Raw genomic sequence first — 25,450 nt, 5'->3', positions numbered from 1 at the left:
GCGCGATCCTGATGGCGCGACGGTTCATCAGCTGGACGGCGGGTGGCGTGGCGGCGCTGCTGCTCGCAGCTACCGTTCCGTTGGCCGCGGCGGCCAGCCCTAGCGGCACCGGGCAGGCCGGGTGGGACGCGAAGACCGGGCGGCTGGATCCGGCCACGTTCACAAACCCGCCGGCGACGGATCGGCCGCATGCCTTCTGGTTCTGGAACGGCAAGCTCACCGAGGACGAGTTGTCCCGGCAGCTCGACGAGATGAAGGCCAAGGGCATCGAGGAGTTCTTCATCCATCCGCGGCAGGGGCTGGGCGGGGATTTCGGCGTCACCGAGAACAGCTACTACCTGTCGAAGGACTACTTCGACAAGGTCGGTTTCGCCCTCGCGGAGGCCAAGCGCCGCGGCATGAAGGCCTGGCTCTACGACGACCTCAACTGGCCGAGCGGCTTCGCCGGCGGCCGCACGGTCTCCGGCGGCGACGTCGACGGAAGGACCGTGCCCGCCGATCCCGACTACCTGCCGTGGTATCTCACCCCGGTCGCCAAGGACGTCACCGGCCCGGTCGACTACGACCAGCCGGTACCGGTGTCGGTGCCGAGCGGCTGGTCAGTCAGCGAAGGGGTCCTCACCGTCAACGGCGGAGAGGTCGGCCTGGCCAAGGACGGGGCCGACTGGTCGGGCTACCGGATGGAGTTCGACCTGACCGTTGACGCGCTTTCTGGCGGGTGGACCATGCACAGCCGCGGCGCCGCCAACCTCGTCATGGTCAACCTGACCACGACCTCCCCGTACAACCCGGAGGCCGCCTCGACGTTCGGCGTGCATGTCCGGGTGAACGGGGCGTACCAGCTCGTCGGCGCCCGCATCCCGGCCGGAAGGACGATGCGCGACGGCGAGCGGCACCACGTCGCGACCGACGTCCGCGGCGACACGGTGACGCTCTTCCTCGACGGCCGCGAGGTCGGCAGCCGCAGCGACCCCCGCATCGGCGCGCTCGCCAAGGGTCGCGTCGGCCTGCGCTCCGGCCAGGACGAACGGGCCCGCTTCGACAACCTGAAGGTCACCGCGCTCGACGGCGGAGCCACCCTGCTGGCGGACGACTTTTCCGCCGGCCTCGCCCGCTGGGACGTCACCCAGTCGCCGGCGTCCTCGCTCGTCGCCGCCGTCGCCCTGCGCAAGCGCGGCGACGGCAGCTGCGTGACCAGCGGGCAGGCCCGCGGCAGCGCCCTTGACGGCGACTCGGCCGTCGAGCTGACCGGCAAGGTGGGCGCCGACGGCCGGCTGCGCTGGGACGTGCCGGAAGGCCACTGGTGCCTGCTGCACCTCGTGCAGCGGCCGCTGGTCAACTACCACCCGGACCTCGAGCCCGACCAGCCGTACGTCGACATGCTCAACCCCCAGGCGACCCAGAAGTTCATCGACATCACCCACGAGACGTACGCGCGCCGGTTCGGCGACGACTTCGGCTCGACGATCCAGGGCATCTTCAACGACGAGCCGGGCTTCTACAACAACTTCCCGGACAACCGGGGAGGCGCCGACTCGCTCGGCTCCATCCCGTGGACGCCCGGGTTCCGCGAATACCTGACCGGCAACGCGGGTTACGACCTCACCGGGCGGCTTGCTGCGCTCTGGTACGACACCGGCGCGGCGACCACGAAGACCAGGATCGACTACTACGACGCGCTGTCCGACCGCTACAACGAGGCGCACACCAAGCCGCTGGCCGACTGGGCGGAGGGGCACCACATCGCGCTGATCTCCAACCCGCTCGTCGAGGAGGACCTCGGCAGCCACCGGCTGATCGAGGGCGGCAGCTGGTTCGAGATGAGCAAGCACTACCAGCTACCCGGCATGGACCTGATCAGCGGCCTGGACACCAACGTCATCACGCCGAAGCTGAACTCGTCGGTGGCGCACCTGTTCGACCGCAAGCGCAACCTCGCGGAGACCTTCGGCGCGTTCGGGTGGGACCTGTCGATGGAGGAGATGAAGCGTACGGTCGCCTGGGAGGTGGCCGGCGGTGTCGACCTCATCGACAACCACGCCTTCTACTACTCGATCGACGGGCAGCGGCGCTACGAGTCGCAGCCGAGCGAGTTCTTCCAGAACACGTTCTGGCCGCGCTTCGGCGCGTACGCATCGTTCACCGGCCGGCTCGTCGAGCCGGCCCGGGGAGCCACACCGGTCAACCCGGTCGGCCTGCTCTATCCCAGCTCATCGGTGATGGCCGAAGGAACGCCGTGGACGGTCCGCGGCTTCGCCGGCAACGGTCCCGGCCTGAGCGAGGTCGACGGCTCGTGGAAGGGCACGTCCAAGGCACTGCTCGCCGCGCAGCTGGACTTCGACTATCTCGACGAACTCGCGCTGGCCGGGGACCCGGACCTCAACGTCGGGCTCACCGTCGACGAGGGCCGGTTGCGGCTGCACGACCAGACCTTCCAGGCCCTGGTCATGCCGAAGACGACCGTGCTGTCGCTGGAGGCGCTCGCCGCTGCGGAGCGGCTGGTCGCCCAGGGCGGCACGCTCGTGGCCGTCGACGGCCTGCCGACGCGGGAGGCGGAGGGCCGGGACGCCGAGTTGCGCCAGCGGCTGGCGGCCCTGTTCGGCACCGACCCCGCCGCGCCGTCGGCCGCCCGTAGGACCAGCGGCGCCGGCGGCCTCGCCGTCTACCTGCCGTCCCGCGCCGACCTCGCCGCGACGCTGAAGGAGCGGATCGACCCCGGCGTCACCCTCTCGCCGGCCAGCCCCGACATCCGGGTACGGCATGTGAAGCGGGCGGCGGACGACGCGGTGCTCGTCACCAACCTCTCGGCCGCGACCGTACGCACCGACGTGACGGTCAGCGTGCCGCAGGTGCCCGAGATCTGGGACCCGGAGACGGGCCGCACGGACGTCGCGCCCGTGTTCCGGCTCGCCGACGACCGGGTGACGGTGGCGATGCAGTTGCGGCCGTACCAGGCCACCTGGCTGGTCTTGCGGCCTGGGGCGCATCCGATCGGCCAGACGCCGCACGCCACGGCCAGCAACGCCCCCGTTTCCGGGATCGCCGTCGACGGCGAGGCGTTGCGGGCGCGGGTCGCCGTGGACCAGCCCGGCGACGTCTACGTGACCGGACGGTACCGCGGGGAGACGTACGGGGGGACCGTGACGGTCGACGACCCGCTCACCCCGATCGCGCTCGACGGTCCGTGGCAGTTCCGGTTCGACCGGGAGGGCGCGCAGACCGTGGCCCGGCCGCTCGGGTCGTGGACCGCGCTCGACCCGGCGTTCTCCGGCACCGGCGTATACCGCCGCGACGTCGACATCCCCGACGGCTTCCGCACCGACGGGCTGCGCGTGCTCCTCGACCTGGGCTCGGTGCGGGACCTGGCCGCGGTCTCGGTTAACGGATCGCCGCCGCGGCACGTCGACTGGCAGCCGTACACGCTGGACGTGACCGACCTGCTCAGGGAGGGCACGAACACGGTCGAGGTGCGGGTGACCAACACCCAGACCAACGCGTTCGAGGGCCGGGCCAATCCGTCCGGCCTGCTCGGGCCGGTGGTCCTGCGTCCGCAGCGCGTCCTCGACGTCACGCTCGGCGCGGGGGAGCAGGTCCGGTCGCTCGCCCTGGCGGCGGCGCCCGCGTCGGCGCGAGTGCTCCCCGGCGGCAGCGTGCAGGTCACCGCGGTGATCGACGGGATAGCCCCGGACCGGCTCTCCGGCGCGCTCGCCGTCTCCGCGCCCGACGGCTGGACGGTCCAACCGGCATCGCAACGCTACGACGTCGCCTCGTCAGGAACGCCGGTGACGCTGCGGCCCACCGTGACAGTCACCGCCGGGAAGTCAACCGCGGACGGCACCTACGAGGTGAGGCTGACCGCGACCGGCGACGACGGGCGCACGGCGACCGCGACGGTGCAGGTGGTGGTGACGCATTCTCTGGTGGCGTGGGAGTTCGCCAGGGACGGGGACGCCGAGGGCTGGACGGCAGCCAACCAGCTGACGCCGTTCACCGTCTCCGGCGGCGTGCTCGCCACCTCCGCCACCGGCGGTGATCCGTTCCTGGTCCAGAGCCAACCGCTCTCGCAGGACCTGGCACAAGGCCTCATCGTCGAGGTGACCATGTCAACGTCCGTGAGCAGCCAGGGGCAGGTCTTCTGGACGACCGCCGCGCAGGGCGGGTTCTCCGAGGACAAGAGCGCCAGGTTCGTCGTGACCGGCGGGCCCACCCGCACCTACACCATCACGATTCCTGCCCAGGGCACCCGGCTCACCGGCCTGCGGCTCGATCCCACGACGACCCAGGGCGACATCCGCATCGAGGCGATCAGGATCCTCCCGGGAGGTGGCGCATGAGCCCGTCGATGAGTCGCCGCCGGTTCATGCAGACCGGGGTTGCCGGCGGCGCCGCCGCCGCGCTCGGCGGGCTCAACCCGCTGATGTCACTGGCGGCCGTGGCGCAGGCGCCCGCGGATGTCCCCAGCGGGCTGCTCACCGCGCTCCTCGACGACCCACTGGGCGTGGGCGACCCCCACCCGCGGCTGTCCTGGGTTGTTCCCGCCAACGGGCCGCAGGCGTTGCAGAGCGCCTACCAGGTTCAGGTCGCCCGCACTCGTGGCCGCCTGCTCGACGAAGACCTGCTCTGGGACAGTGAGCGGGTCGCCTCGGCCGAGTCGACAGCCGTGTCGCTCGGGGGCCCGCCGCTGGAGCCACGCGGCGTGTACTGGTGGCGGGTGCGCACCTGGACCAACGGCGACAAGCCGTCGGGGTGGTCGCAGCCGCAGCGCGTCGCCACCGGAATCGGCCCCGACTGGGCGGCCACCCCGGTGTGGGCCCCCGCGCCGCCGCCCCCGCCGGTCCTGCGCGACGGGCGGTTCGCGGTCAGGACAGTGATCAAGGAGAAGTCGGCGGGCCTGGTGTTCCGGGCGGCCGACGACCGCAACAACTACCTGTGGCAGCTCCTCGCCGGACCGGCCGGTGTGCTGAAGACCCACGTGCAGGTCAACGGGGCCTACCGGGTGCTGGCCGAGCGCCCGATCGGCCGCGCCGTCCCACTCGGCACCCCGGTGCGGGTCGACATCGAGCTCGCAGGCACGCGCATCCGCACCTACGTCGACGGCGACCTGGTCGACACGATCGACGACGCGACGTACGCGAGCGGCACCGTCGGCTTCCGCAACGGCGGCTCGGAGTCACAGACGTACGACGACATCACATTCACCGACCCGTCCGGCACGGTGCTGCTCGCCGAGGACTTCTCCCGCGGACCTGGCGCTTTCCCCGGCGGGACCGTGCAGAACGGCGCGCTGGCCGTCGGCCGCAGCCAGCAACTCCTGGCCGGCCCGGCACCGGAGCACTGGGCCGCGCTGCGCACCGAGGTGCGGCTGGCCGACAAGCCGATCGAGTCGGCGGTCCTCTACGTGACCGGACAGTCCCCGGATCCCATCCGGCAGTACGTCTACTCCGCCTGGGTCAACGGCGCGTTCGTCGGTTCGGGCCCGACGCGTGCGCCGGCCAGCGAACCCCGGTACCACACCTACGAGGTGACCGCGTTGCTGCGCCGCGGCGAGACCAACGCGCTCGCAGCCCTCTGCTACACACCGACCGACAAGCGCTTCCTCGCCCAACTGGAGATCCGATACGCCGACGGCTCCCGCCTCACCTTGGGCACCGGCGCGGGCTGGCGGGCCCGGACCGGCGATCGCTGGCTCCCACCCGCCGGTGACCTTCGCGGCGGCTACTACACCGCCCCGCAGGAGTTCATCGACGCCCGGGAGGAGCCGGTCGGCTGGCTGTCCCCCGGCTTCGACGACTCGTCCTGGACGCCGGCAGCCGAGCGGGCGCCGATCGAGGGGCTACTGCCGGCCCAGACGCCGAACCTGCTGCGCGAGACGGTCGCCCCGGCCGCGGTACGACCGGTCGGCGACGGCCGATGGATCGTCGACCTCGGGCGGGAGATCGTCGGCGGCCTCGCGCTCGACCTCACCGAGGCACGCGCCGGCCAGACCGTGGAGGTGCGGCTGGGGGAGGAGCTGTCCGGGCCGGACACGGTCCGCTACCAGTTGCGCGGCGGCAACGTCTACCGCGAGGTGTGGACCCTGCGGGACGGCGCCCAGCACCTGGAGCACTGGGGCTACCGGGGCTTCCGCTACGCCGAGCTGATCACGGACCCGACGCTGGATCTCACCGGCGCGGTACGGGGAGTCGCGATCCGGCTGCCGTGGCGGGCGGACGATGCCGCCTTCCGCTGCTCCGACGACGACCTCAACCGGGTCTGGGAGATGTGTCGCTACTCCATCGAGGCGACCCGGCTGGACCTCTACCAGGACACCCCCACCAGGGAGCGCGGGCCGTACGAGGGCGACGCGTACGTCAACGAACTCTCCGAGTACGCGACACAGCGCTCGTACGCGCTCGCCCGCTGGTCGAACTCCTACCTCGCGCGGCGCCCGACGTGGCCATCCGAGTACCGGCTGATGTCGGTGCTGTCGGCGTGGCAGGACTACCTGCACACCGGCGACGCGGATCAGCTGGCCCGCGACTGGCCGCTGTACGTCGCGAAGAACTTCGACGAGTTCCTTGCCGCGGACGGCCTGCTGGACAAGCCGACGTCCATCGGCGGTGTCTCAGACCTCGTCGACTGGCCGGTCAGCAACCGCGACGGATACGTGCTCACCACCGTCAACACGGTGGTCAACGCCTTCCAGTGCGCCGCGTTCGCGACGTGCGCCGAGGTGGCGCGGGTCCTGGGCAAGGCCGAGGAGGAACGCCGGTTCGCCGACCTGGCGGGACGGCTCCGGCAGGCGGTCAACGACCAGCTGCTCGATCGGCCGGCCGCGGCCTACCGGGACGGGCTCAGCACCGCGCACCGGGCCCAGCACGCCACCGCGTTCCCGATCGCGCTGGGTGTGGCCGACGAGGCCGAGGTGTCCGCGCTGGCCGCCGCGCTGGCCGCCGGCGGGATGCGGATGAGCGTGTACGGCGCCCAGTTCCTCCTCGACGCGCTCTACCTCGGTGGGCGGGGCGATGCCGGGTACGCGCTCATGACCAGCCGCGCCCGGGAGAGCTGGCTGCACCTGATGGACGATCTCGGCGCGACGATCGTCGGGGAGGCATGGGACCCGGCGCTCAAGCCGAACATGACGTTCTCGCACGCCTGGGGTTCGGCGCCCGCCAACGTGGTGATGCGTCGCCTCCTCGGGGTCACCGTCACGGCGCCGGGGGCGGCACAGGTGGAGGTACGACCACAGCCCGGTCCGCTGGAGTGGGCGCAGGGCCGGGTGCCGACGATCCGGGGACCGGTCGGGGTGCGCATCGACCACCGCGACGGCTACCGGCTCGACGTCGACCTGCCGCCGAACGTCCGTGGCCGCATCCTGGTGCCGCTCGACGGCTCGCCGCCGCAGGCCTTCCGCGTCATCGGCGCGGGCCCGCACCCGGACCGCACCGTCGTCGACGGTCACGTCGTACTGAGCGGCGTGGCACCGGGACGCACGACCGTGTTCCTCGACCAGCGCCGCGAGTCCGCCGCTAACGGATGACAGACCACCGCATCTTCCCGCAAGCGATCGACGAGGTGACCACCATGAGACGTACCCGCTTCGCCGCCATCTCGCTGACCACCGCGGCCGTACTCGTTGCCAGCACGGGTGTGGCCAGCGCCGAATCTGGTGGTCTCGCCGCCCCGGCGCCCGGGGACTGGCAGCGATACGTGCTCACCCCGCAGACCCGCGGCGTCGCGCCGCTCCGGGTGGTCTCGGCGGACAGCCGCGGCGGGGAGATCACCAACCCGGCCGGGGTGCTGGCCGCCGACGGACAACCGATGAAGATCACCAAGACCGGTGCCGGCGCCGACCCCCGGTTGATCGTCGACTTCGGACGCGAAGTCTCCGGCTACCTCAGCGTCGACTTCGCCGGCGCCGCACCGACAACCCTCTTCGCATTCAGCGAGACGCTCGGCTACCTGGGCGACTGGGGCGACACCTTCGGCACGACGAGCTGGATCGCCAACGGCGACGCGTCCAAGCCACAGCGCGAGCGCCGGTTCGAAAGCCCGCACGAGCAGGCACCGGCCGGTGCCGGCACCTGGCAAGACCCGGAGCTGCGCGGCGGGTTCCGCTACCTGATGATTCGGCTCGCGCCCGAAGCGCCCGCCGGGTCCAGCGTGAGCGTCGACGCCGTCCGTGTCCGGTACACGGCCGCGCCCGGCATCAACCTGGCCGACCGCGACGCGCTGCTGCCCGGCTGGTTCCTCTCCTCCGACGACGCGTTGAACAAGATCTGGTACGGGGGCGCGCACACGATCGTCAACGGCACGATCGACCCGACCCAGGGCATCGAGAACGGCACCGAGACGATCGGTGTGGGCGAGCGGGTTATCGTCGACGGCGCCAAGCGCGACCGGCTGGTGTGGAACGGTGACCTCGCGATCACCGGGCGCATCGCGTACGTCTCCACGGACGACCGGCAGGCCATGCGTGACTCGTTGCGCAGCATCGCCCGCACCCAGCGCGGCGACGGCTACCTCTCGGCCTGCTCGCCCAACGGGCTGGGCGCCCCGGTCTGCCAGGGCTTCCTCGAATACCACCTGTGGTGGCTGCGCGGGCTTCAGGAGTACTACCTCTACACCGGTGACACAGCATTCGTCGCCGAGATGTGGCCGACGTTCACCAGAGCCATGGCGTTCCTGGAGACCCGGCTGACCGCCGAGGGTTTCGAGGGCACCGAGGCGCAGGATTCGGCGCCGAAGCTGCTGCCCGGCCACACCCAGGGCCAGACGTTCACCGCCACGTCGCCGTTCACCGCCGCCGGTGGCAGGTTCCCGACGTACAACACCACGGGTGCGGACATGACGCTGTCGCTCTACCGCGGGCAACCCGGCGCGGGTCAACTCGTCGCGAGCAAGCGGTTCGAGGACGTGGTGGACAACGCGTGGCTCATGATCGACCTGCCGGAGGCGGCCGCCCCCGGCGCCTACTACCTCGAGCAGTCCGACCCCTCGGGCACCGTCGCCTGGTGGACCAACTCCACCGACGCGTACCCGCAGGGCACCGCCCTGACCGACGGGAAGCCGATCGCCGGCGACCGCACCCTGCGGATCGCGACGGTCAGCGACGACCGGACCCGGCTGCTCGACCTCTACGACCAGGGCGGGCACTGGATCTACGGCGACTCCGGCAAGGAGACCGAGGTCAACGCCCTGTACGTCGAGGTGCTGCGCGACGCGGCGGCGTTCGCCGAGCTGCAGAACGACAACCCTAAGGCCACCCACTGGCGGGAGCTGATCCCCGAGGTGGTGCGCGGGGTCAACGACCAGCTGTGGAACGAGACCGCAGGGGCTTACCGGCAGTCCACCGGCCAGCCCGGCAACATCGCCCAGGACGGCAACGTGTTCGCGGTCCTCTCCGGGGTCGCTCCCGCCGACCGTGCCGCCCGGGCCCTGGACACCCTTAAGGACCAGCTCTGGACCGCGTACGGCTCGAAGTCCGGAACCGGGTCGATGCCGCAACTGGTCGGTCCGTTCATGAACTACTGGGAGGCGCTCGCCCGGTTCGACGAAGGACGCGACGCCGAGGCCTGGCACCTGCTGCGCACCGTCTGGGTCTACCAGTTCGCCCAGCGCAAGCCGATCAACGGGGTCGAGGAACCGCCGGCGACCGGCGCCTGGGAACACATCAACCTCGATGGCAGCCCCTACCGGCACGGCGACGGCAGCATGTCCCACCCGTGGTCCGCCGGCGGCACCGCACTGCTCACCAACGAGGTCCTCGGCGTCCGGCCGGCCGGCCCCGGGTTCGCCACGTACACGGTGAAGCCGCATCCGGGAGACCTGGAGTGGGCGCAGGGCCGGGTGCCGACCCCGCACGGCGCGATCTGGGTGTCCTGGCGCCAGGACCGCGGACGCGACCGCTTTGTCATGGACCTGACCACCCCGCAGGGCACCACCGGCACGATCGCCGTCCCGGCCGACGGCCCGACGACGGTCATCGTCGACGGGCGGCTCGCCTGGAACGGCGACAAGGCCAAGGCGTACGGCGCCCACACCGACGGCCGGTACGTCTACCTCAGCGGCCTGCCCGCCGGCGCCCACACGATCAGCGCTCACCCCGCCGATGAGGAGTAACGCCATGCAGCCGTTCGCCGGACGAGTCGCCGCGGCCGCGCTCGCCGTGCTGTGCTCGGTCGCCACCGTCACCGTTCCCCAGTCAGCCGCGGTCGCCCAGCCGGACGGGATCGCTCAGCCGCTGAGCGGCCTGGACGCGGCGCGGTTCGCCGAGCCGCGCCCGGACAGCCGGCCGAGCGTGCTCTGGTTCTGGAACGGCACCGTGACGCCGGCGCTGGTCGACCGGCAGCTCGGCGAGCTGCGGGCGCAGGGCGTGTACGAGGCGATCGTGTTCCCGTTCGACACCACCGCGCTGAAGCCGGCGTTCTTCAGCGAGGAATGGTTCGCCATCATCGAGCACACGCTGCGCGAGGCGCAGCGCACCGGCATGCACCTGTGGCTGTTCAACGACGACTTCTTTCCCAGCGGCCGCGGCGGCGGCCTCGTCATCAACGGGGGCAAGGTCGGCGACCGGACCTACGAGCCGCACCCCGAGCTGCGCCCGACGGGGCTCGGACGTACCAGCAGGACCGTGACCGGCCCCGCACAGGTCGACCTCGGCGGCGACACAACCGGGCTGGACGTCGTGGGCGGCCGCCTCGTCGTCGACGCAACCACGTTGAACGGCGTCGCGGTGCTGAAGACCGGAGCGGAGTGGAGCGACTACACGCTCACCGCCCAGGCCCGCCTGGACCGCGGCACCGCCGGCATCGTCGTCCGCGCCACCGACGAGCGCAACGGATACCTCGTCGACACCCGCCGCGACGACGGCGGCGTCGACATCTGGCGCCAGCAGAACGGGTCATTCACCCTGCTCAGCAACCCCGGCGGGGTGCCCGGCTGGGACCCAGCCGCCGAGCACGAGATCAAGGTGGTGGTCGCCGGGAACACGATCACCCCGTACGTGGACGGCAAGGCCCAGCCATCGGCCACCGACGGCGCCTTCCCGCGCGGCACCGTCGGGGTCCGCGCGGTCGCCGACCAGCGTTCGACGTACGACGAGTTCTCCGTGACCGGACCCGGTGGGCAGCCGCTGTACCGGCAGACGTTCGACGGAACGGCCGCCCTCACCGATTTCCGACCCCGGCAGTCCGCGGCGAAGGTGGTCTCCGCGGTCGCCCGACCGGCCGGCTCGAACGACGTCGGCGACTTCGTCGACCTGACCGACTACGTGACGGCCGGGCGGGCCTGGCCGGCGCCCGCCGGGCAGTGGCGGGTGGACACCTTCACCGCGAAGCCGCTGGCCGACGACAACTCGTGGTCGTTCCGCCGGAACTACCTCGACCTGCTGGACGACGATGCCGTGGCCCGCATGCTGGACGCCGTGCCCGGCGAGTACTACCGGCGGTTCCCCTGGGCGTTCGGCACCGTGCTGCGCGGCTTCTGGGACGACGAACCGTTCATCGCCTCCGCCGACGCCCACTTCCAACAGAAACCGTGGTCGCCGAGCCTGCACGCCGCGCTGAAGGACGTCGGCACCAAGCCCGGTGTGGCGTACGCGGCCCTCTTCGACGACCTCGGCCGCGACGGGCGGACCGAGCGCGGACGGTACTGGCGCGCCGTCGCCGACCGCTTCGGCGAGGCGTACTACGCCCAGCAGGCGCGCTGGATGGCCGACCACGACGTCGGCTACATCTCCAACCCGCTCTGGGACGAGTACGGCCCCGCCGAGCAGATCGCGAGCACCGGCGACCTGCACAAGGAGAACCAGTGGGCGCAGGTGCCCGGCACCGACGTCGTGTTCGACCACTACGCGGCCGGCGGGCGCACGATGCTGCCCCGGTACGCGGCGAGCGACGCCCACCAGAACGGCCAGGAACGCGTCCTGCTGGAGGCGTTCGGCGCGATGGGCTGGCAGGTGTCGCCCGAGTTCTCGCACGCGCTGCTCGGCGCGTTCGCCGCCCGGGGAATCAACCTGACCGTGATGCACGCGATGTGGACCGACGAGAACAACATCGTCTACCCACCGCCGTTCGGCTCAGGCAACCCGTGGTGGCGCACCGCCAAACCACTCACGGACTGGATCGGCCGGGTGATGGAGGTCGCCCGCGGCCGGGCCGCCGCCCAGACCGTGCTCATCCAGCCGCAGCGCGCCGCCGAGGCCTGGCAGGGCACACCCACCCAGGATGCGATCGACCGCGACTTCACCGCCGCCGCATACGCGCTGGAGGACGCGCAGGTCGACTTCGACCTGCTCGACGAGGGCGCGCTCGCCGGCGACCCGGCGATCCGCGCCCGCGCGCAGGCGCGCGGCGGGCGGCTGCATGTGGGGGAGCAGTCCTATCGCCTCGCAGTGCTCCCGCAGGCCCCGACCCTGGATGTGGCAACCGTCCGGACGCTGACCGAGTTCGTCCGCACCGGCGGCACGCTCGTCGCGGTCGGCGACCTCCCAGGGGAGGAAGCCGCCGGCCGCGATGGTGAACTCCGCGACGCACTCACGGCCCTGTTCGGAGACGGCACCGCGCCGGGCGAGCGCGCATACGGCGCCGGCCGCATCGTGCGCCTGGCCGCCCCGGGCGGGCTCGGGGAGGTGACCCGCTCGGCGGGGGTCGCCGCGGCCGTGCTCGAACCGGCTCAGCGTGCGGTGCGGGTGCTCCGGCTCGAGACCGGCAAGGATCAGGCGTTCCTGGTCACCAACGAGAGCGGGGTGGTCGTCCGCTCCACCGCGACGTTCCCCGCGAAGGGCACTCCGGAGCTGTGGCAACCGGAAACCGGACGGACGGCGACCGCCACGACCTTCCGGAACGCGCCCGGCCGCCTGGGCACCGCCGTACCGCTGGAACTGCAGCCCTACCAGACCGTGGTGGTCGCCTTCCGGTCCGCGGCGCGGCCGCCGGCCGCGGTGCCGCACCTGATCTCCGGCGACATCACCGCCACGGCCGTGAGCCCAGGCACGTCCGGCACACTGCGGGTCGACGCCCTGCTCGACGCACCGGGCAGCCACCGGGTGGTCGGCGCCTGGGACGGCCAGCTGTTCGGCGGCACGCTCGCCACCGACGACCCGCTCACCCCGGTACTGCTGAACGGCGACTGGACGGTGCGGCTGGACAAACCCGGCGCGCAGCCGCAGGACCGGCCGCTCGGGTCGTGGACCGCGATCGACCCGGCGTACTCCGGATCGGCCACGTACTCCCGAGCGGTCGACCTGGACGCGGCCACCCTCGACGGGCGCCGATTCGTCCTTGACCTGGGCGATGTGCGAGATGTCGCGGAGGTCACGGTCAACGGGCAGGCGTTCGACCCGCTGCTGTGGAAGCCGTACCGGCAGGACATCACTGCGGCGCTGCGCGCGGGACGCAACGAGATCCAGGTGAGGGTCACGAACACCCTCGCCAACCGGCACGGCGACCACCGCCCGGCAGGCCTGCTCGGCCCGGTGGCGCTGCGCCCGCAGCGGCCCGTCTCCGCCGAGCTCGCACCGGTCGGGGACGAGCCGGTGTACGACGTCGGCCTGCCAGCGGCGCCGAGCGTGTCGCCGGGCCAATCCCGTGAGCTGCAGGTTCGGGTACGCCGCTTCGGCGGCTCCCAAGACACCGCAACGGTCGAGCTCGCCGCCAGCGGTGGGCTGACCGTCACGCCGGCCCGAACCGACGTGAAGTTCGACCGCGCCGGCGAGGCGACCCTCCAGGTCACGCTGACTGCTCCGGTGGACGCGACGGTGCCCGGCACCGGTGCTCTCACCGTGACGGTCGGCGGTGAGCGACGGGACGTGCCGGTGACCGTCGACCTTGCGACGCGGCTCGGCCAGGCCAGCGCCTCATCCACCCACCCCTCCTTCCGCCCTGAGGGGGCGATCGACGGGGACCGCAGCTCGCAGCGGTGGGGCCAGGGGAACGGCTGGAACGACGCGACGCAGGGCGCTTTCCCCGACACACTGACCGTCGACTTCACCGCGGGGGCGCCGGTCGGTCGGGTCGACCTGTACACGATCGATTCCTCGCAGTTCCCCGCAAGCGGGTGGGGGGTACGCGACGCCGACGTGCAGGCGCTGGTCGGTGGCCAGTGGCGTACCGTCGCGCAGATCCGCGGCAACACCGACGGGCTGGTGCGCCGAACCTTCGAGCCGGTCACCGCGACCGCGCTGCGCGTTATCGTCCGGTCCGCCAACGACAACGCCTACTCCCGCATTGTCGAGCTGGAGGGATACCCGCAGTGAGCCCGCATCCAGCACCGACGTTCCCGCTCGGCGTGGTCGGCATGGTCGCTCCCTGTCCGGCGGTACCGGACCGGCTCGGGACCGAGGTGACGGCGTGACAGTTGTGGATGGCACGGCGACGATCGCCGCGGTTGATCTCGGCGCGTCCAGCGGGCGGGTGATGCTTGGCCGGGTGGCGCCAGATCGGCTGGACCTCGTCGAGGTCAACCGGTTTCCCAACGTGCCGGTACGGGTCGCAGGGACCCTGCACTGGGACGTCCTCGCGCTGTACCGGGGCGTCCTGGAGGGGCTGCGGGCGGCGGGACGGGACGCCGGCCGGATCACCTCCATCGGGATCGACTCATGGGCGGTCGACTACGGTCTGCTCGACGCGGGGGGCTCCCTGCTCGGCAACCCGGTGCACTACCGCGACGGGCGCACCGACGGTGCCATGGACAAGGTGCTCGCCGCCGTGCCGGCAGAGGAGATCTACCGGATCACCGGGCTGCAGTTCCTGCCGTTCAACACGCTCTACCAGCTCGCGGCGTGCGCGGAGTCACCGCAGCTCGCCGCGGCGCGGAACCTGCTCCTCGTCCCCGACCTGCTGAGCTACTGGCTCACCGGCATCGCCGGCACCGAGGTCACGAACGCCTCCACCACCCAGCTTCTCGACGTCCGGACCCGCACCTGGTCCGACCGGCTTCTCGCCGCGGCCGGCGTGTCGGCCGGCCTCTTCCCGCCGCTGCGCCAGCCCGGCGACGGGGCGGGAGAACTACTGCCCGACGTCCTCGACGAAACCGGTCTGACCGGTCCGGTGCCGGTCACCGCCGTCGGGTCGCACGACACGGCCTCCGCGGTGGTCGGCGTGCCGGCGGCCGGTGAGCGGTTCGCGTACGTGTCGTGCGGCACCTGGTCACTCGTCGGGGTCGAGCTCGATACGCCGGTGCTGACCGAGGACAGCCGGCGCGCCAACTTCAGCAACGAAGGCGGCGTCGACGGCACCACCCGCTACCTGCGCAACGTCATGGGCCTGTGGCTGCTGCAGGAATCAATCCGCACGTGGAACGCGGCCGGGCTCCCCGCCGACCTGGCGTCGCTGCTGCACGACGCCGCCCGCGTACCGGCCTTCTCGGCGGTCGTGGACGCCAACGATCCGGCGTTCCTTCCGCCGGGCGACATGCCGGCGCGTATCGCCGCCGCATGCCGGCGCACCGGCCAGACACCACCGCAGAGCCAGGCCGAGACGGTCCGCTGCATCCTGGACAGCCTCGCCCTCGCCTACCGGACCGCCGTCCACGACGCGGTACGGCTGTCGGGACGCGGCGTCGACGCCGTGCACATCGTCGGCGGCGGCGCCCGTAACGGGCTGCTGTGCCAGCTCACCGCGGACGCCTGCCGCCGGCCCGTCGTGGCCGGGCCGGTCGAGGCCGCGGCCCTCGGCAACCTGCTTGTGCAGGCCCGGGCCGCCGGCGTGGTGCACGGGGACCTGCGCGCGCTGCGTCAGCTGCTGCGCAGCACGCAACAGCTGACCGTGTACGAGCCGCAGGGCAACGACGAGCCGTGGCGGGCCGCCGCCGCACGGATCGGGAGGTAAGGATGCGCATCGCCTTGTTCGTCACCTGCCTGGCGGACACCATGTTCCCCGAGGCGGCAAAGGCCACCGTACGGCTGCTCGAACGCCTCGGCCACGAGGTCGTTTTCCCCGAAGGCCAGACCTGCTGCGGGCAGATGCACGTCAACACCGGCTACCTGGACGAAGCGCTGCCGCTGGTGCGCCGGCACGTACGCACCTTCGACCCGTACGACGTGGTGGTCGCCCCGTCCGGCTCGTGCGTCGGGTCGGTGCGCCACCAGCACGCCATGGTCGCCCGGCGGGCCGGCGACGAGCGGCTCGCCAGCCAGGCCGAGGCCGTGTCGGCACGCACCTACGAACTGTCGGAGCTGCTCACCGACGTGCTCGGGATCGAGGACGTGGGCGCCTACTACCCGCACCGGGTCACCTACCACCCGACCTGCCATTCCCTGCGCATGTTGCGGGTGGGGGACCGGCCGCTGCGGTTGCTGCGGCGGGTCCGCGGCTTGACGCTGGTGGAGCTGCCCGCGGCGGAGCAGTGCTGCGGCTTCGGTGGCACCTTCGCCGTGAAGAACGCCGACACCTCCACGGCGATGATGGCGGACAAGATGCGCCACGTCCTCGCCACCGGCGCGGACGTCTGCACCGCTGGGGACGTCTCCTGCCTTATGCACATCGGTGGGGGCCTGTCCCGGCTGCGTGCAGGAGTAAGCACCGTGCACCTCGCCGAGATCCTGGCCAGTACGGAGGCGTCATGACCAGCACCTTCCTCGGAATGCCGGCCACGGCCCCCCGTGGCGTCGGGCACCTGCGCGGCGACCAGCCCTTCCCCGCGGCCGCCCGGCGCAGCCTCGCCGACCCGCAGCTACGCCGAAACCTGCGGCACGCCACAACCACGATCCGGGCCAAGTCCGCCGCGGTCATCGCCGAAGCCCCTGACTGGCAACAGCTGCGCGACGCCGGAGCGGCGATCAAAGCCGACGTCATGAGCCGGCTACCCGAGCTGCTCGAACAGCTCGAGGCCGCTGTCACCCGGGCCGGCGGGACCGTGCACTGGGCGGCCGACGCGGTGGAGGCCAACAGGATCGTGACCGAGCTGGTCGCCGGGACCGGCAGCGACCGGGTCATCAAGGTCAAGTCGATGGCCACCCAGGAGATCGGCCTCAACGAGGCCCTCGAAGCCGCCGGGATCACCCCGGTGGAGACCGACCTCGCGGAGCTGATCGTCCAGCTCGGCGACGACCGGCCCAGCCACATCCTGGTGCCCGCCATCCACCGCAACCGCGCCGAGATCCGGGAGATCTTCCTGCGCGCGATGCCGGGGGTGGACCCGGCGCTCACCGACGACCCGGCGGCCCTGGCCGCCGCCGCGCGCCGTTACCTGCGGCAGACGTTCCTGCACACCCCGGTGGCCATCTCGGGGGCGAACTTCGCCGTCGCCGAGACCGGCACCCTCGCCGTCGTTGAATCCGAGGGCAACGGGCGGATGTGCCTCACCCTGCCCGACACCCTGATCACCGTGATGGGCATCGAGAAGGTGGTGCCCACCTGGCGGGACCTCGAGGTGTTCCTCCAGTTGCTGCCCCGGGCGTCGACCGGGGAGCGGATGAACCCGTACACCTCGATGTGGACCGGGGTCACCCCGGGCGACGGGCCGCAACAGGTGCACCTGGTGCTGCTGGACAACGGCCGCAGCGCGGTGCTCGCCGACGAGGTGGGCCGGCAGGTGCTGCACTGCATCCGCTGCTCGGCGTGCCTCAACGTCTGCCCGGTGTACGAGCGCACCGGCGGGCACGCGTACGGGTCGGTCTATCCGGGGCCGATCGGGGCGGTGCTCTCCCCGCAGCTGACCGGGGTCGCCGACAATGCCTCCCTGCCGTTCGCGTCGTCGCTCTGCGGCGCGTGCTTCGACGCCTGCCCCGTGATGATCAACATTCCCGAGCTGCTGGTCCACCTACGCGCCGAACACGTCACCGACCGACGGCGACCCACCGCCGAGTCCATCGCGATGGCCGCCGCCGCGTACACCATGGACCACCCGGCGCTGTACGCGGCGGCGCAGCGCGCTGCGCGGCTCGGCAAGGTCGTTGGCAGGCGCGGTCGCGGCCTACCACCACCGCTGTCCGGCTGGACCGTCAGCCGCGACCTGCCGCAGCCGCCACCGCAGACCTTCCGCGAGTGGTGGGCCGAGCTGTGAACTCACGCCACCGGGTCCTCGGCCGAATCCGCGCTGCCCTCGGCGACCGGGCGGCCGCACCGGCCGAGGTGCCACGGGACTACCGGCCCGCCGGTGCCGAAGTGGAACTCGACCTGCTGGTGCACCGGCTCACCGACTACCGGGCCACCGTGCACCGATGCACCGACGGCCAGGTCGCACAGGTAGTCGAAGCGATCCTCGGTGGCCGGCGCGTCGTGGTCCCGCCCGGACTGCCACGGCATTGGCTGCCCGCCACCGTCGCCGCGGTGACCGACGAGAACCTCACCACGGAGCAAATCGCCGCCTGCGACGGGGTCGTGACCGCGGTCGCCGTGGCCATCGCCGAAACCGGTACCGTCGTCCTTGACGCAGCCCCGGACCAGGGCCGCCGGGTCATCACGCTCCTGCCCGACGTGCATGTCTGCGTGCTGCGGACCGACCAGGTCGTGGCAGGCGTGCCGGACGCCCTCGACCAGCTCGACCCGCGCCGGCCGCAGACCTGGATCAGCGGACCCTCCGCCACCAGCGACATCGAACTCAACCGGGTCGAGGGCGTCCACGGGCCCCGGAACCTGCATGTCGTTATCGTTCCTCGCGGCGACCTCCCGCCCGGCGCTTGATGAGTCACGAGTAGGCAGCGCGATGCGGCCGCGGAAGTAGGCGCATGAGTCCACGGCCTACCGATGAAGGGCGGTGGAGCGGGCTGGGAGCAACGGGGTGTGCTGAATTGCTATCCCACCACCACGTCGGCGCTGCTACGGCGGCCGGCGCCATCCCCAGCCAGGACGCCGTCCACCGCCTCGTCACCGTCACCCGGGCCGGGCTAAGCGCCGCTCGCCGTTAATTCGTCGGGGCTGGTATCCCCAAGCCGTGGGGTCGTCGAGGTAGAGGCCGCAGGCGCAGGCTGAGGGCTTGCTCGGGACCGGCGGCGTGCAGCCCGGTAGGCAGGAGCCAGTCCTGACAGCCCGTTGCCGTACCTGCGCTCAGGTGCTGCGACATGGCGCCGCCCTCGCGGGGTAGCGACCTGTGCAAATGTCTGGCAATGTGACGCCGAACGGTGTCCCATGACACATCAGGGACACATTTGCTTTGAGGGGGCGTCCGATGCGGAGATCAACCAAAGTCCGATCGCTTGTCGTCGCGGGGGTGGCAGCCCTGCTTGCCGCTGCGCCTTCCCCTGTGCTGGCCCATGAGCCCTGGGACGACGGTTCCGTTCCGCCGCCGCCGCCGAGCAGCCCGGCTGACGGCTACAGCCGCAACATGCACCTGCTTTCCACAGCGGCCCACACCGGCGGTGTCAACTCCGACCTGGCCTTCTCCGGCAACCTTGTCTACGCAGGTCACTACGGTGGCTTCCGGATCATCGACATCTCCGAGCCCGGCGAGCCGGTCGAGTTGGCCGATGTGCACTGCAACGGACCGCAGGGCGACGTCTCCGTGTGGGGGGACCTGCTGTTCCTGTCGGTGGACACCCCGCAGAGCACGCCGGGCTGCGAGGGGTCCCGCAACGTCACCGCGTCGACCCCGGGCGCCTGGGAAGGGGTGCGCGTCTTCGATGTCAGCGACCCCAGCGCGCCGCAGTTCCTGCAGGCGATCCGCACCGACTGCGGCTCGCACACCCACACGCTGGTGCCCAGGGAGGACGGCGGCACCTACATCTACGTCGCCTCGTACCCGCTGAGCGCCAGCAACATCGGCCCCGACTGCCAGGCCCCGTTCGAGCGGATCTCGGTCATCGACGTGCCGGGCAAGGACCGCGCGGCTGGCCTCGCCGCGAGGGTGGCCGCGGAGCCCACCATCAAGGGGGTCGACCTCTTCAGCGGGTCGTCCGGCGACTTCTTCGCCTGCCACGACATCCAAGTGCTGACCCCCCGCAAACTCGCCGCCGCCGCCTGCCTGTCCCAGGGGCAGCTGTGGGACATCAGCAACCCGCTGGCACCCCAGGTCACCGCCAACATCGACACGCCCGACGTGGACATCTGGCACAGCGCCGCGTTCACCCACGACGGGAAGTACGTGACGTTCGGCGACGAGTACTTCGGGCCGGCGCAGGAACCCTTCGGGGCGATCTGGACGTACGCCGTGGACAACCTCGCCACGCCGCTGAGCCACCTGCGGATCCCGCGCGATCAACCCAGCACCTACCACAACTTCAACTACGTACCGGTGGCCGGACGCAACATCCTGGTCTCCTCCGCGTACGGCTCGGGCACCTCGGTGGTCGACCTGACCGACCCCACCAGCCCGAAGGAGATCGGCTATTACGACATGCAGTCCAACCAGTGGTCCACCTACTGGTACAACGGCCTGATCATCGCCAACGACATCTCCCGAGGGGTCGACGTGCTGCGCTTGAGCACGCGCGAGACCGCCAGCGCAAAGCAACTGCCGATGCTCAACCCGCAGACGCAGACGTTCCTGCTCAACTGACCGCGCTCCGAGGGGCGGGCGGGAGCGTCGCTCCCGCCCGCCCGGCGTCGGCTGGTTCACGTGCAGAGCAACAGGCACTTCTGCGGCAGCGAGCCGCTCGGAGGAGCGCGGCACGTCGCGGCCCTACCTGTCCCCCGACCCGCGCGACACCCTCACCGCGACGGAAGTCTCCGTCCTCGGCGCCCTCGTCCTCCTGCTGCGGCGGAAACGCCCGGCGAAACGGGGGACCGGGTGGCGGTGGATCGTGATGACGTGGGCGTAGAGCAAACCCGGCTGATGAGTGAGTTGCCGGACCTTCCCGACCAGCAGTGCCTCGGGACCAGGGTGAACCTCAGGGTGCTGACGAGGGCAGGAGGTCACGCGGACGGCAGGCGGTTGACGCCGCGCCAGCCGGACCAACCCGCCGCCCGAACACCCGCGGGGTCATCGGGTCTCGAGGAGCTCGTGCCCCACGGGCCGGAGGGCTGCCGGGTCCCCGCCCTTCCCGCGCTACGGCTCAGCTTGCTGGATGCGCGGTGGGCCGGGTATGGGGGAGCAGGTCGCCGCGCGGGTGGTCGGGCAGGTCGCGGTCGGTGTGGTCGGCGTGAAACAACGCCTCGGCGAGCAGCGCCTGGACGTGCACGTCGGCGGCGGAGTAGTAGACGAAGGTGCCCTCCCGGCGCCCGCGCACCAGCCCGGCCAGGCGCAGCTTGGCCAGGTGCTGGCTGACGGCGGTGGGCGCGGCGCCCACCAGGTCGGCGAGGCAGGCGACCGACGACTCGCCCTGCAGCAACGCCCAGAGGATCTTGATCCGGGTCGGGTCGGCGAGCAGCCGGAATCCCTCGGCGGCCAGGTGGACCTGCTCGTCGTTGGGCATCTGGAAGTCCGGCAACGAGGTGTGCACCCATCCAGCCTAGCGTTCCTTCGCTGACTGCCTGCCTAGCTGCCTTCGTACCTTCGAAGTGACGCAGGTAAGGTTGTTCGTCGTGACCCTCACGGCCGACACCACTCCCGCGCCGCCAGCGACCAGAGCGATCCACGCCCCCAGACGATGGGGCACCCGACTGTGGGTCCTCGCCGAGGTCCGCTGGGCGATGGCGGCCACCGTACTGTTCGCCCTCGGCGGCATCGCGCAGCTTGCGCACGCCCCGGCACCGCTGTGGTGGACCCTGTACCTGACCTGCTATGCCGTCGGCGGATGGGAGCCGGCGCTGGCTGGGCTGCGGGCGCTGCGCGAGAAGACCCTGGACGTGGATCTGCTGATGATCGTGGCCGCGCTCGGCGCGGCCGGCATCGGGCAGGTCTTCGACGGCGCGCTGCTGATCGTCATCTTCGCCACCTCCGGCGCGCTGGAGGCGTTCGCGACAGCCCGGACCGCTGACTCGGTCCGCGCGCTGCTCAACCTCGCCCCCGAGCGGGCCACCCGGGTCCGCAACGACGGCAACGAGGAAGCCGTCGACACCACGGACATCACCATCGGCGACGTCATCTGGGTACGGCCAGGCGAGCGGATCGGCGCCGACGCCCTGGTCATCGACGGGGCTAGCGACGTCGACCAGGCCAGCATCACCGGCGAACCGCTGCCGGTAGCCAAACACCCCGGGGACGAGGTGTATGCGGGCACCGTCAACGGTGCCGGCGCACTGCTGGCCCGGGTGCACCGCCCGGCCGCCGAATCGGTGATCGCCCGCATCGTCGCCCTGGTCGAGGAGGCCTCGGCCACCAAGGCCCGCACCCAGCTGTTCATCGAGAAAGTCGAGCAGCGCTACTCCGTCGGCGTGGTCCTGGCGACCCTCGCCCTGTTCACCGTCCCCTTGGCGCTCGGCGCGGCCCTGCAGCCGACACTGCTGCGAGCGATGGCCTTCATGATCGTCGCCTCGCCGTGCGCGGTGGTACTGGCCACCATGCCACCGCTGCTGTCGGCCATCGCCCTCGCCGGCCGGCACGGCGTCCTGGTCAAGTCCGCCGTGGTCATGGAACAGCTCGCCGACACCGACGTGGTCGCGTTCGACAAGACCGGCACCCTCACCGAGGGCACCCCCCGAATCGCGGAAATCCACCTCGTCCCCGGCGGCGGTTACACCCAGGACACCCTGCTGCGGCTGGCCGCCGCCGCCGAACACCCCAGCGAACATCCCCTGGCTGCCGCCGTGCTTGCCGCCGCCCGCGAACGGGCGCTGACCGTACCCGCGGTCCACGACTTCACCTCCACGCCCGGCCGAGGCGTCACCGCCACCGTCGACGGGCGCCGCGTACGCGTCGGCAGCCCCGCCCTTCTGAACGACCTCCCGCACGTGGATCCGCCTGTGCACACGGTCGTCAGCACCACGCAGGCCGCCGGGCGTACCGCAGTGGTGGTGATCGTCGACGACGTGCCCTCCGGGGTCCTTGCCCTCGCCGACCGGGTCCGCCCGCACGCCGCAGCCACCGTCACCGCACTGACCACGTTGACCGGCGCGACGCCGGTACTGCTCACCGGCGACAATCCAGGAGCGGCCGGCCGGCTCGCCGCCGAAACCGGTATCACCGAGGTGCACGCCGGTCTGCTACCCGCCGGCAAGGTCGATCGGGTACGCGCCCTGCAGCGCGACGGCCAGCGAGTTCTGCTGGTCGGCGACGGCGTCAACGACGCCCCCGCCCTCGCCGCCGCCGACACCGGCGTGGCGATGGGCCGGCACGGCTCCGACCTCGCCCTGCAGACCGCCGACGCGGTCCTGGTCCGCGACGACCTGACCACACTGCCCGCCGTCATCGCCCTGTCCCGCCGCGCCCGCCGCCTGGTCACCACCAACCTTGTCATCGCCGGCACGTTCATCACCGTGCTCGTCGCCTGGGACCTGTTCGGCCACCTCCCACTCCCGCTCGGCGTCGCCGGACACGAGGGTTCCACCGTCATCGTCGGCCTCAACGGTCTGCGGCTGCTGCACTCCCGCGCCTGGCGTAGGGCACGGGACGGTAGATGAGCCGCCGCGCCGGACAGGCGAGACCGGCGGCCACGCCCTGCACGTTGGCCGTGCGCTGATTCGGGCACCCGGGAGCGGTTCGGGCGCACTGGGCCACATTGCATGGGCGAAGGGCCGGCCGCGGCGAAGCCGATGGGGGCAACGAACGCGTGATCCACGCAGGCCTTGCCTGCGGGAACCGGACTGACGGGACTGCTCCGGATCTACTGATGGCGGGGCCGGTATCGGGGGAGCGGGGTGGGAGCAGCCGCGTGTACCGAACGGCAGCCAACTGCACCCAACGGCTCCGAACACCGCGGCACCCCGGAGGCCTGGAGTCGGCCGGGTAGGCGGTCAGTTCCGGCGCCTCGCCCTCACCGAAGGAGTGCACCGTGCACCGGTCGGCGAGAGGGGGAGCGTAGTACGGGACGAGGCTCTGGTCCCGGCTGCGAAAGCCGGCGGCGCGGAGGGGAGAACCGCGGCGACGCCGGCGATCGGCAGCCAGCACTGCGGCGGGACGACGGGCCATGGACACCTCCGGTGACCCGCGCCTCTCTGTGCCAACGATCTCGCCGAGCCGGGTCACGTCGTCATGCAACTAACGGTTGCGCATGTCCGGCAGGTCGGCTAGCGTGATGCGCAACCAAACGTTGCAGAAGGTGGCGAGCATGGAATTCGGAACGATCGAGCGGGAGATCCACATCGACGCCTCACCCGAGGTCGTCTTCGACGTGGTGAGCAGTCCCGAGCACCTGCGCGAGTGGTGGCCGGACGAGGCGGAGTTCCCGGCCGTGCCCGGGGGAGCGGGGCGGATCGGCTTCGGGGACTGCTCGCAGGGCGGCACCTGGGTGCAGCTCGCGGTCGTCGACGCCGTGCCGCCGCGGCTCTTCTCCTTCCGGTGGACCCACGCGGAGGAGGAGTCCGCCGGCCCGGGCAACTCGTTCCTGGTCGTCTTCGAGCTCGAGCCCGACGGGAGCGGGACGCTCCTGCGGATGACCGAGAGCGGCTTCCGTGAGCGCGGCTGGGACGAGGCGAAGGTCGCCGCCGAGTACGCCGCGCACGTCACCGGCTGGGACTTCTACCTGCCGCGGCTGCCGGCGTACTCCGCGAAGGTCGGAGCGGGCGCATGAGCGTGATGGTGGACGACGACCTCTGGTCGGCGGTCGGCGACCCGACCCGGCGCCGGATGCTCGACCTGCTGCTGAGCGAAGGCAGCGGGACGGCGACCAGCCTGAGCGAGCACCTGCCCGTGACCCGTCAGGCGGTGACGAAGCACCTCGTCGTCCTCGACCGGGTCGGCCTGGTGCACGCCACCACCGCCGGCCGCGAGAAGCAGTTCCGCGTCGATCAGGCCCAGCTCGCCCGCGCGGTCGCCCAGCTCGCCGACGTCGGCGCTGCTTGGGACTCCCGTCTCCAGCGCATCAAGCGCATCGCGGAGACGATCCAGCGCGGCAAGGACACCAACAACGAGACCGAGAAGAAGCAGTAGAGAGGAACACGGGCATGGCAGACATCCTTCACCGCATCGGCGTCGAGCAGTCCTCGCCGGAGCAGGTGTACGACGCGCTCACCACCCTGGACGGCTTGTCCGGCTGGTGGACCGAGAAGACGTCGGGGGAGACCGACCTCGGCGGCGTGATCGAGTTCCGGTTCGGGCCGGGCGGGTTCGACATGAAGGTCGCCGAGCTGGATCCGGGCCGGCTCGTCCGCTGGGACGTCGTGGACGGACCGCAGGAGTGGATCGGCACCAGCGTGCAGTGGGACCTCCGTCAGGACGGCGACTACACGATCGTGCTGTTCAAGCACGAGGGCTGGCGTGAGCCGGTCGAGTTCATGCACCACTGCAGCACCAAGTGGGGCACCTTCCTGATGAGCCTCAAGCAGTTCCTCGAGACCGGGGAAGGTGCCCCCGAGCCGCGCGACGTGAAGATCAGCGACTGGCACTGACCCGGCGACGCCCAAGCACGGCCACGGCCCGGTGCCGGACGTCGTCACCATCGGCAAGGCCATCGGCGGAGGCGTGCCCGTCGGGGCGTACGGCCTGTCCGCCGAGTTGGCCGCCGCGATTCTCGACCGCGATGACCTGGACCTGGTCGACATGGGCGGGGTGGGTG

At 71.6% G+C, this 25,450-nt stretch carries 14 protein-coding genes; 13 read left to right on the top strand and 1 reads right to left on the bottom strand.

Annotated features, from left to right (window positions below):
* Positions 1 to 11 precede the first annotated feature (11 nt).
* The 9 genes from DKT69_RS15225 to DKT69_RS15185 all read left to right on the top strand — a co-directional run bounded on the left by DKT69_RS15225 (position 12) and on the right by DKT69_RS15185 (position 20,415).
* Positions 12 to 4,334, top strand: a complete 4,323-nt coding sequence (locus DKT69_RS15225) for a glycosyl hydrolase (protein WP_109802213.1) — start codon at positions 12 to 14, stop codon at positions 4,332 to 4,334.
* Positions 4,331 to 7,519, top strand: a complete 3,189-nt coding sequence (locus tag DKT69_RS15220; RefSeq protein WP_109802212.1) for a family 78 glycoside hydrolase catalytic domain — start codon at positions 4,331 to 4,333, stop codon at positions 7,517 to 7,519. Before DKT69_RS15225 ends, DKT69_RS15220 begins: the two co-directional genes overlap by 4 nt.
* Positions 7,520 to 7,563: 44 nt before the next feature.
* Complete coding sequence (locus DKT69_RS15215; RefSeq protein ID WP_161557846.1) at positions 7,564 to 10,101, top strand: alpha-L-rhamnosidase-related protein; 2,538 nt, start codon at positions 7,564 to 7,566, stop codon at positions 10,099 to 10,101.
* Positions 10,102 to 10,105: 4 nt separating this feature from the next.
* Positions 10,106 to 14,236, top strand: coding sequence for a glycosylhydrolase-like jelly roll fold domain-containing protein (locus DKT69_RS15210; RefSeq protein ID WP_109802210.1), 4,131 nt, complete (start codon positions 10,106 to 10,108; stop codon positions 14,234 to 14,236).
* Positions 14,237 to 14,330: 94 nt separating this feature from the next.
* Positions 14,331 to 15,809 (top strand): rhamnulokinase, encoded by a 1,479-nt coding sequence (locus DKT69_RS15205; RefSeq protein WP_236647933.1) that lies wholly within the window; start codon positions 14,331 to 14,333, stop codon positions 15,807 to 15,809.
* A 2-nt stretch (positions 15,810 to 15,811) separates the two neighbouring features.
* Positions 15,812 to 16,546, top strand: a complete 735-nt coding sequence (locus DKT69_RS15200; protein WP_109802209.1) for a (Fe-S)-binding protein — start codon at positions 15,812 to 15,814, stop codon at positions 16,544 to 16,546.
* Positions 16,543 to 17,985: a LutB/LldF family L-lactate oxidation iron-sulfur protein gene (locus tag DKT69_RS15195; protein ID WP_109802208.1), complete on the top strand. Its 1,443-nt coding sequence runs from the start codon at positions 16,543 to 16,545 to the stop codon at positions 17,983 to 17,985. The genes DKT69_RS15200 and DKT69_RS15195 overlap by 4 nt, the downstream gene beginning before the upstream one ends.
* Positions 17,982 to 18,605 (top strand): LutC/YkgG family protein, encoded by a 624-nt coding sequence (locus DKT69_RS15190; RefSeq protein WP_109802207.1) that lies wholly within the window; start codon positions 17,982 to 17,984, stop codon positions 18,603 to 18,605. Before DKT69_RS15195 ends, DKT69_RS15190 begins: the two co-directional genes overlap by 4 nt.
* Before the next feature lie 640 nt (positions 18,606 to 19,245).
* Positions 19,246 to 20,415: an LVIVD repeat-containing protein gene (locus DKT69_RS15185; protein WP_161557845.1), complete on the top strand. Its 1,170-nt coding sequence runs from the start codon at positions 19,246 to 19,248 to the stop codon at positions 20,413 to 20,415.
* Positions 20,416 to 20,911: 496 nt separating this feature from the next.
* Here the strand turns inward: DKT69_RS15185 and DKT69_RS15180 are convergent, their stop codons facing one another.
* A complete protein-coding gene (locus DKT69_RS15180) occupies positions 20,912 to 21,298 on the bottom strand; it encodes an ArsR/SmtB family transcription factor (protein ID WP_109802205.1) in 387 nt (128 codons plus the stop codon).
* Between the two features lie 82 nt (positions 21,299 to 21,380).
* On the opposite strand from DKT69_RS15180, the gene DKT69_RS15175 reads away from it, so the two are divergent.
* The 4 genes from DKT69_RS15175 to DKT69_RS15160 all read left to right on the top strand — a co-directional run bounded on the left by DKT69_RS15175 (position 21,381) and on the right by DKT69_RS15160 (position 25,283).
* Entirely contained in the window at positions 21,381 to 23,357 is a 1,977-nt protein-coding gene (locus tag DKT69_RS15175) for a heavy metal translocating P-type ATPase (RefSeq protein ID WP_438361838.1), read from the top strand.
* A 647-nt stretch (positions 23,358 to 24,004) separates the two neighbouring features.
* The gene (locus DKT69_RS15170; protein ID WP_109802203.1) at positions 24,005 to 24,466 is read left to right on the top strand and encodes an SRPBCC domain-containing protein; all 462 of its coding nucleotides are present in this window, start codon (positions 24,005 to 24,007) and stop codon (positions 24,464 to 24,466) included.
* On the top strand, positions 24,463 to 24,825 hold the full coding sequence (locus tag DKT69_RS15165; RefSeq protein ID WP_109802202.1) for an ArsR/SmtB family transcription factor: 363 nt from the start codon (positions 24,463 to 24,465) through the stop codon (positions 24,823 to 24,825). Before DKT69_RS15170 ends, DKT69_RS15165 begins: the two co-directional genes overlap by 4 nt.
* A gap of 14 nt (positions 24,826 to 24,839) precedes the next feature.
* Positions 24,840 to 25,283 carry an SRPBCC family protein gene (locus tag DKT69_RS15160; RefSeq protein ID WP_109802201.1) on the top strand — a complete coding sequence of 148 codons (444 nt, stop codon included), beginning with the start codon at positions 24,840 to 24,842 and terminating at the stop codon, positions 25,281 to 25,283.
* Positions 25,284 to 25,450 lie beyond the last annotated feature (167 nt).

Source organism: Micromonospora sicca, assembly GCF_003172935.1.
GTDB lineage: Bacteria > Actinomycetota > Actinomycetes > Mycobacteriales > Micromonosporaceae > Micromonospora > Micromonospora sicca.
This window is presented reverse-complemented; position numbering and strand designations above follow the sequence as displayed.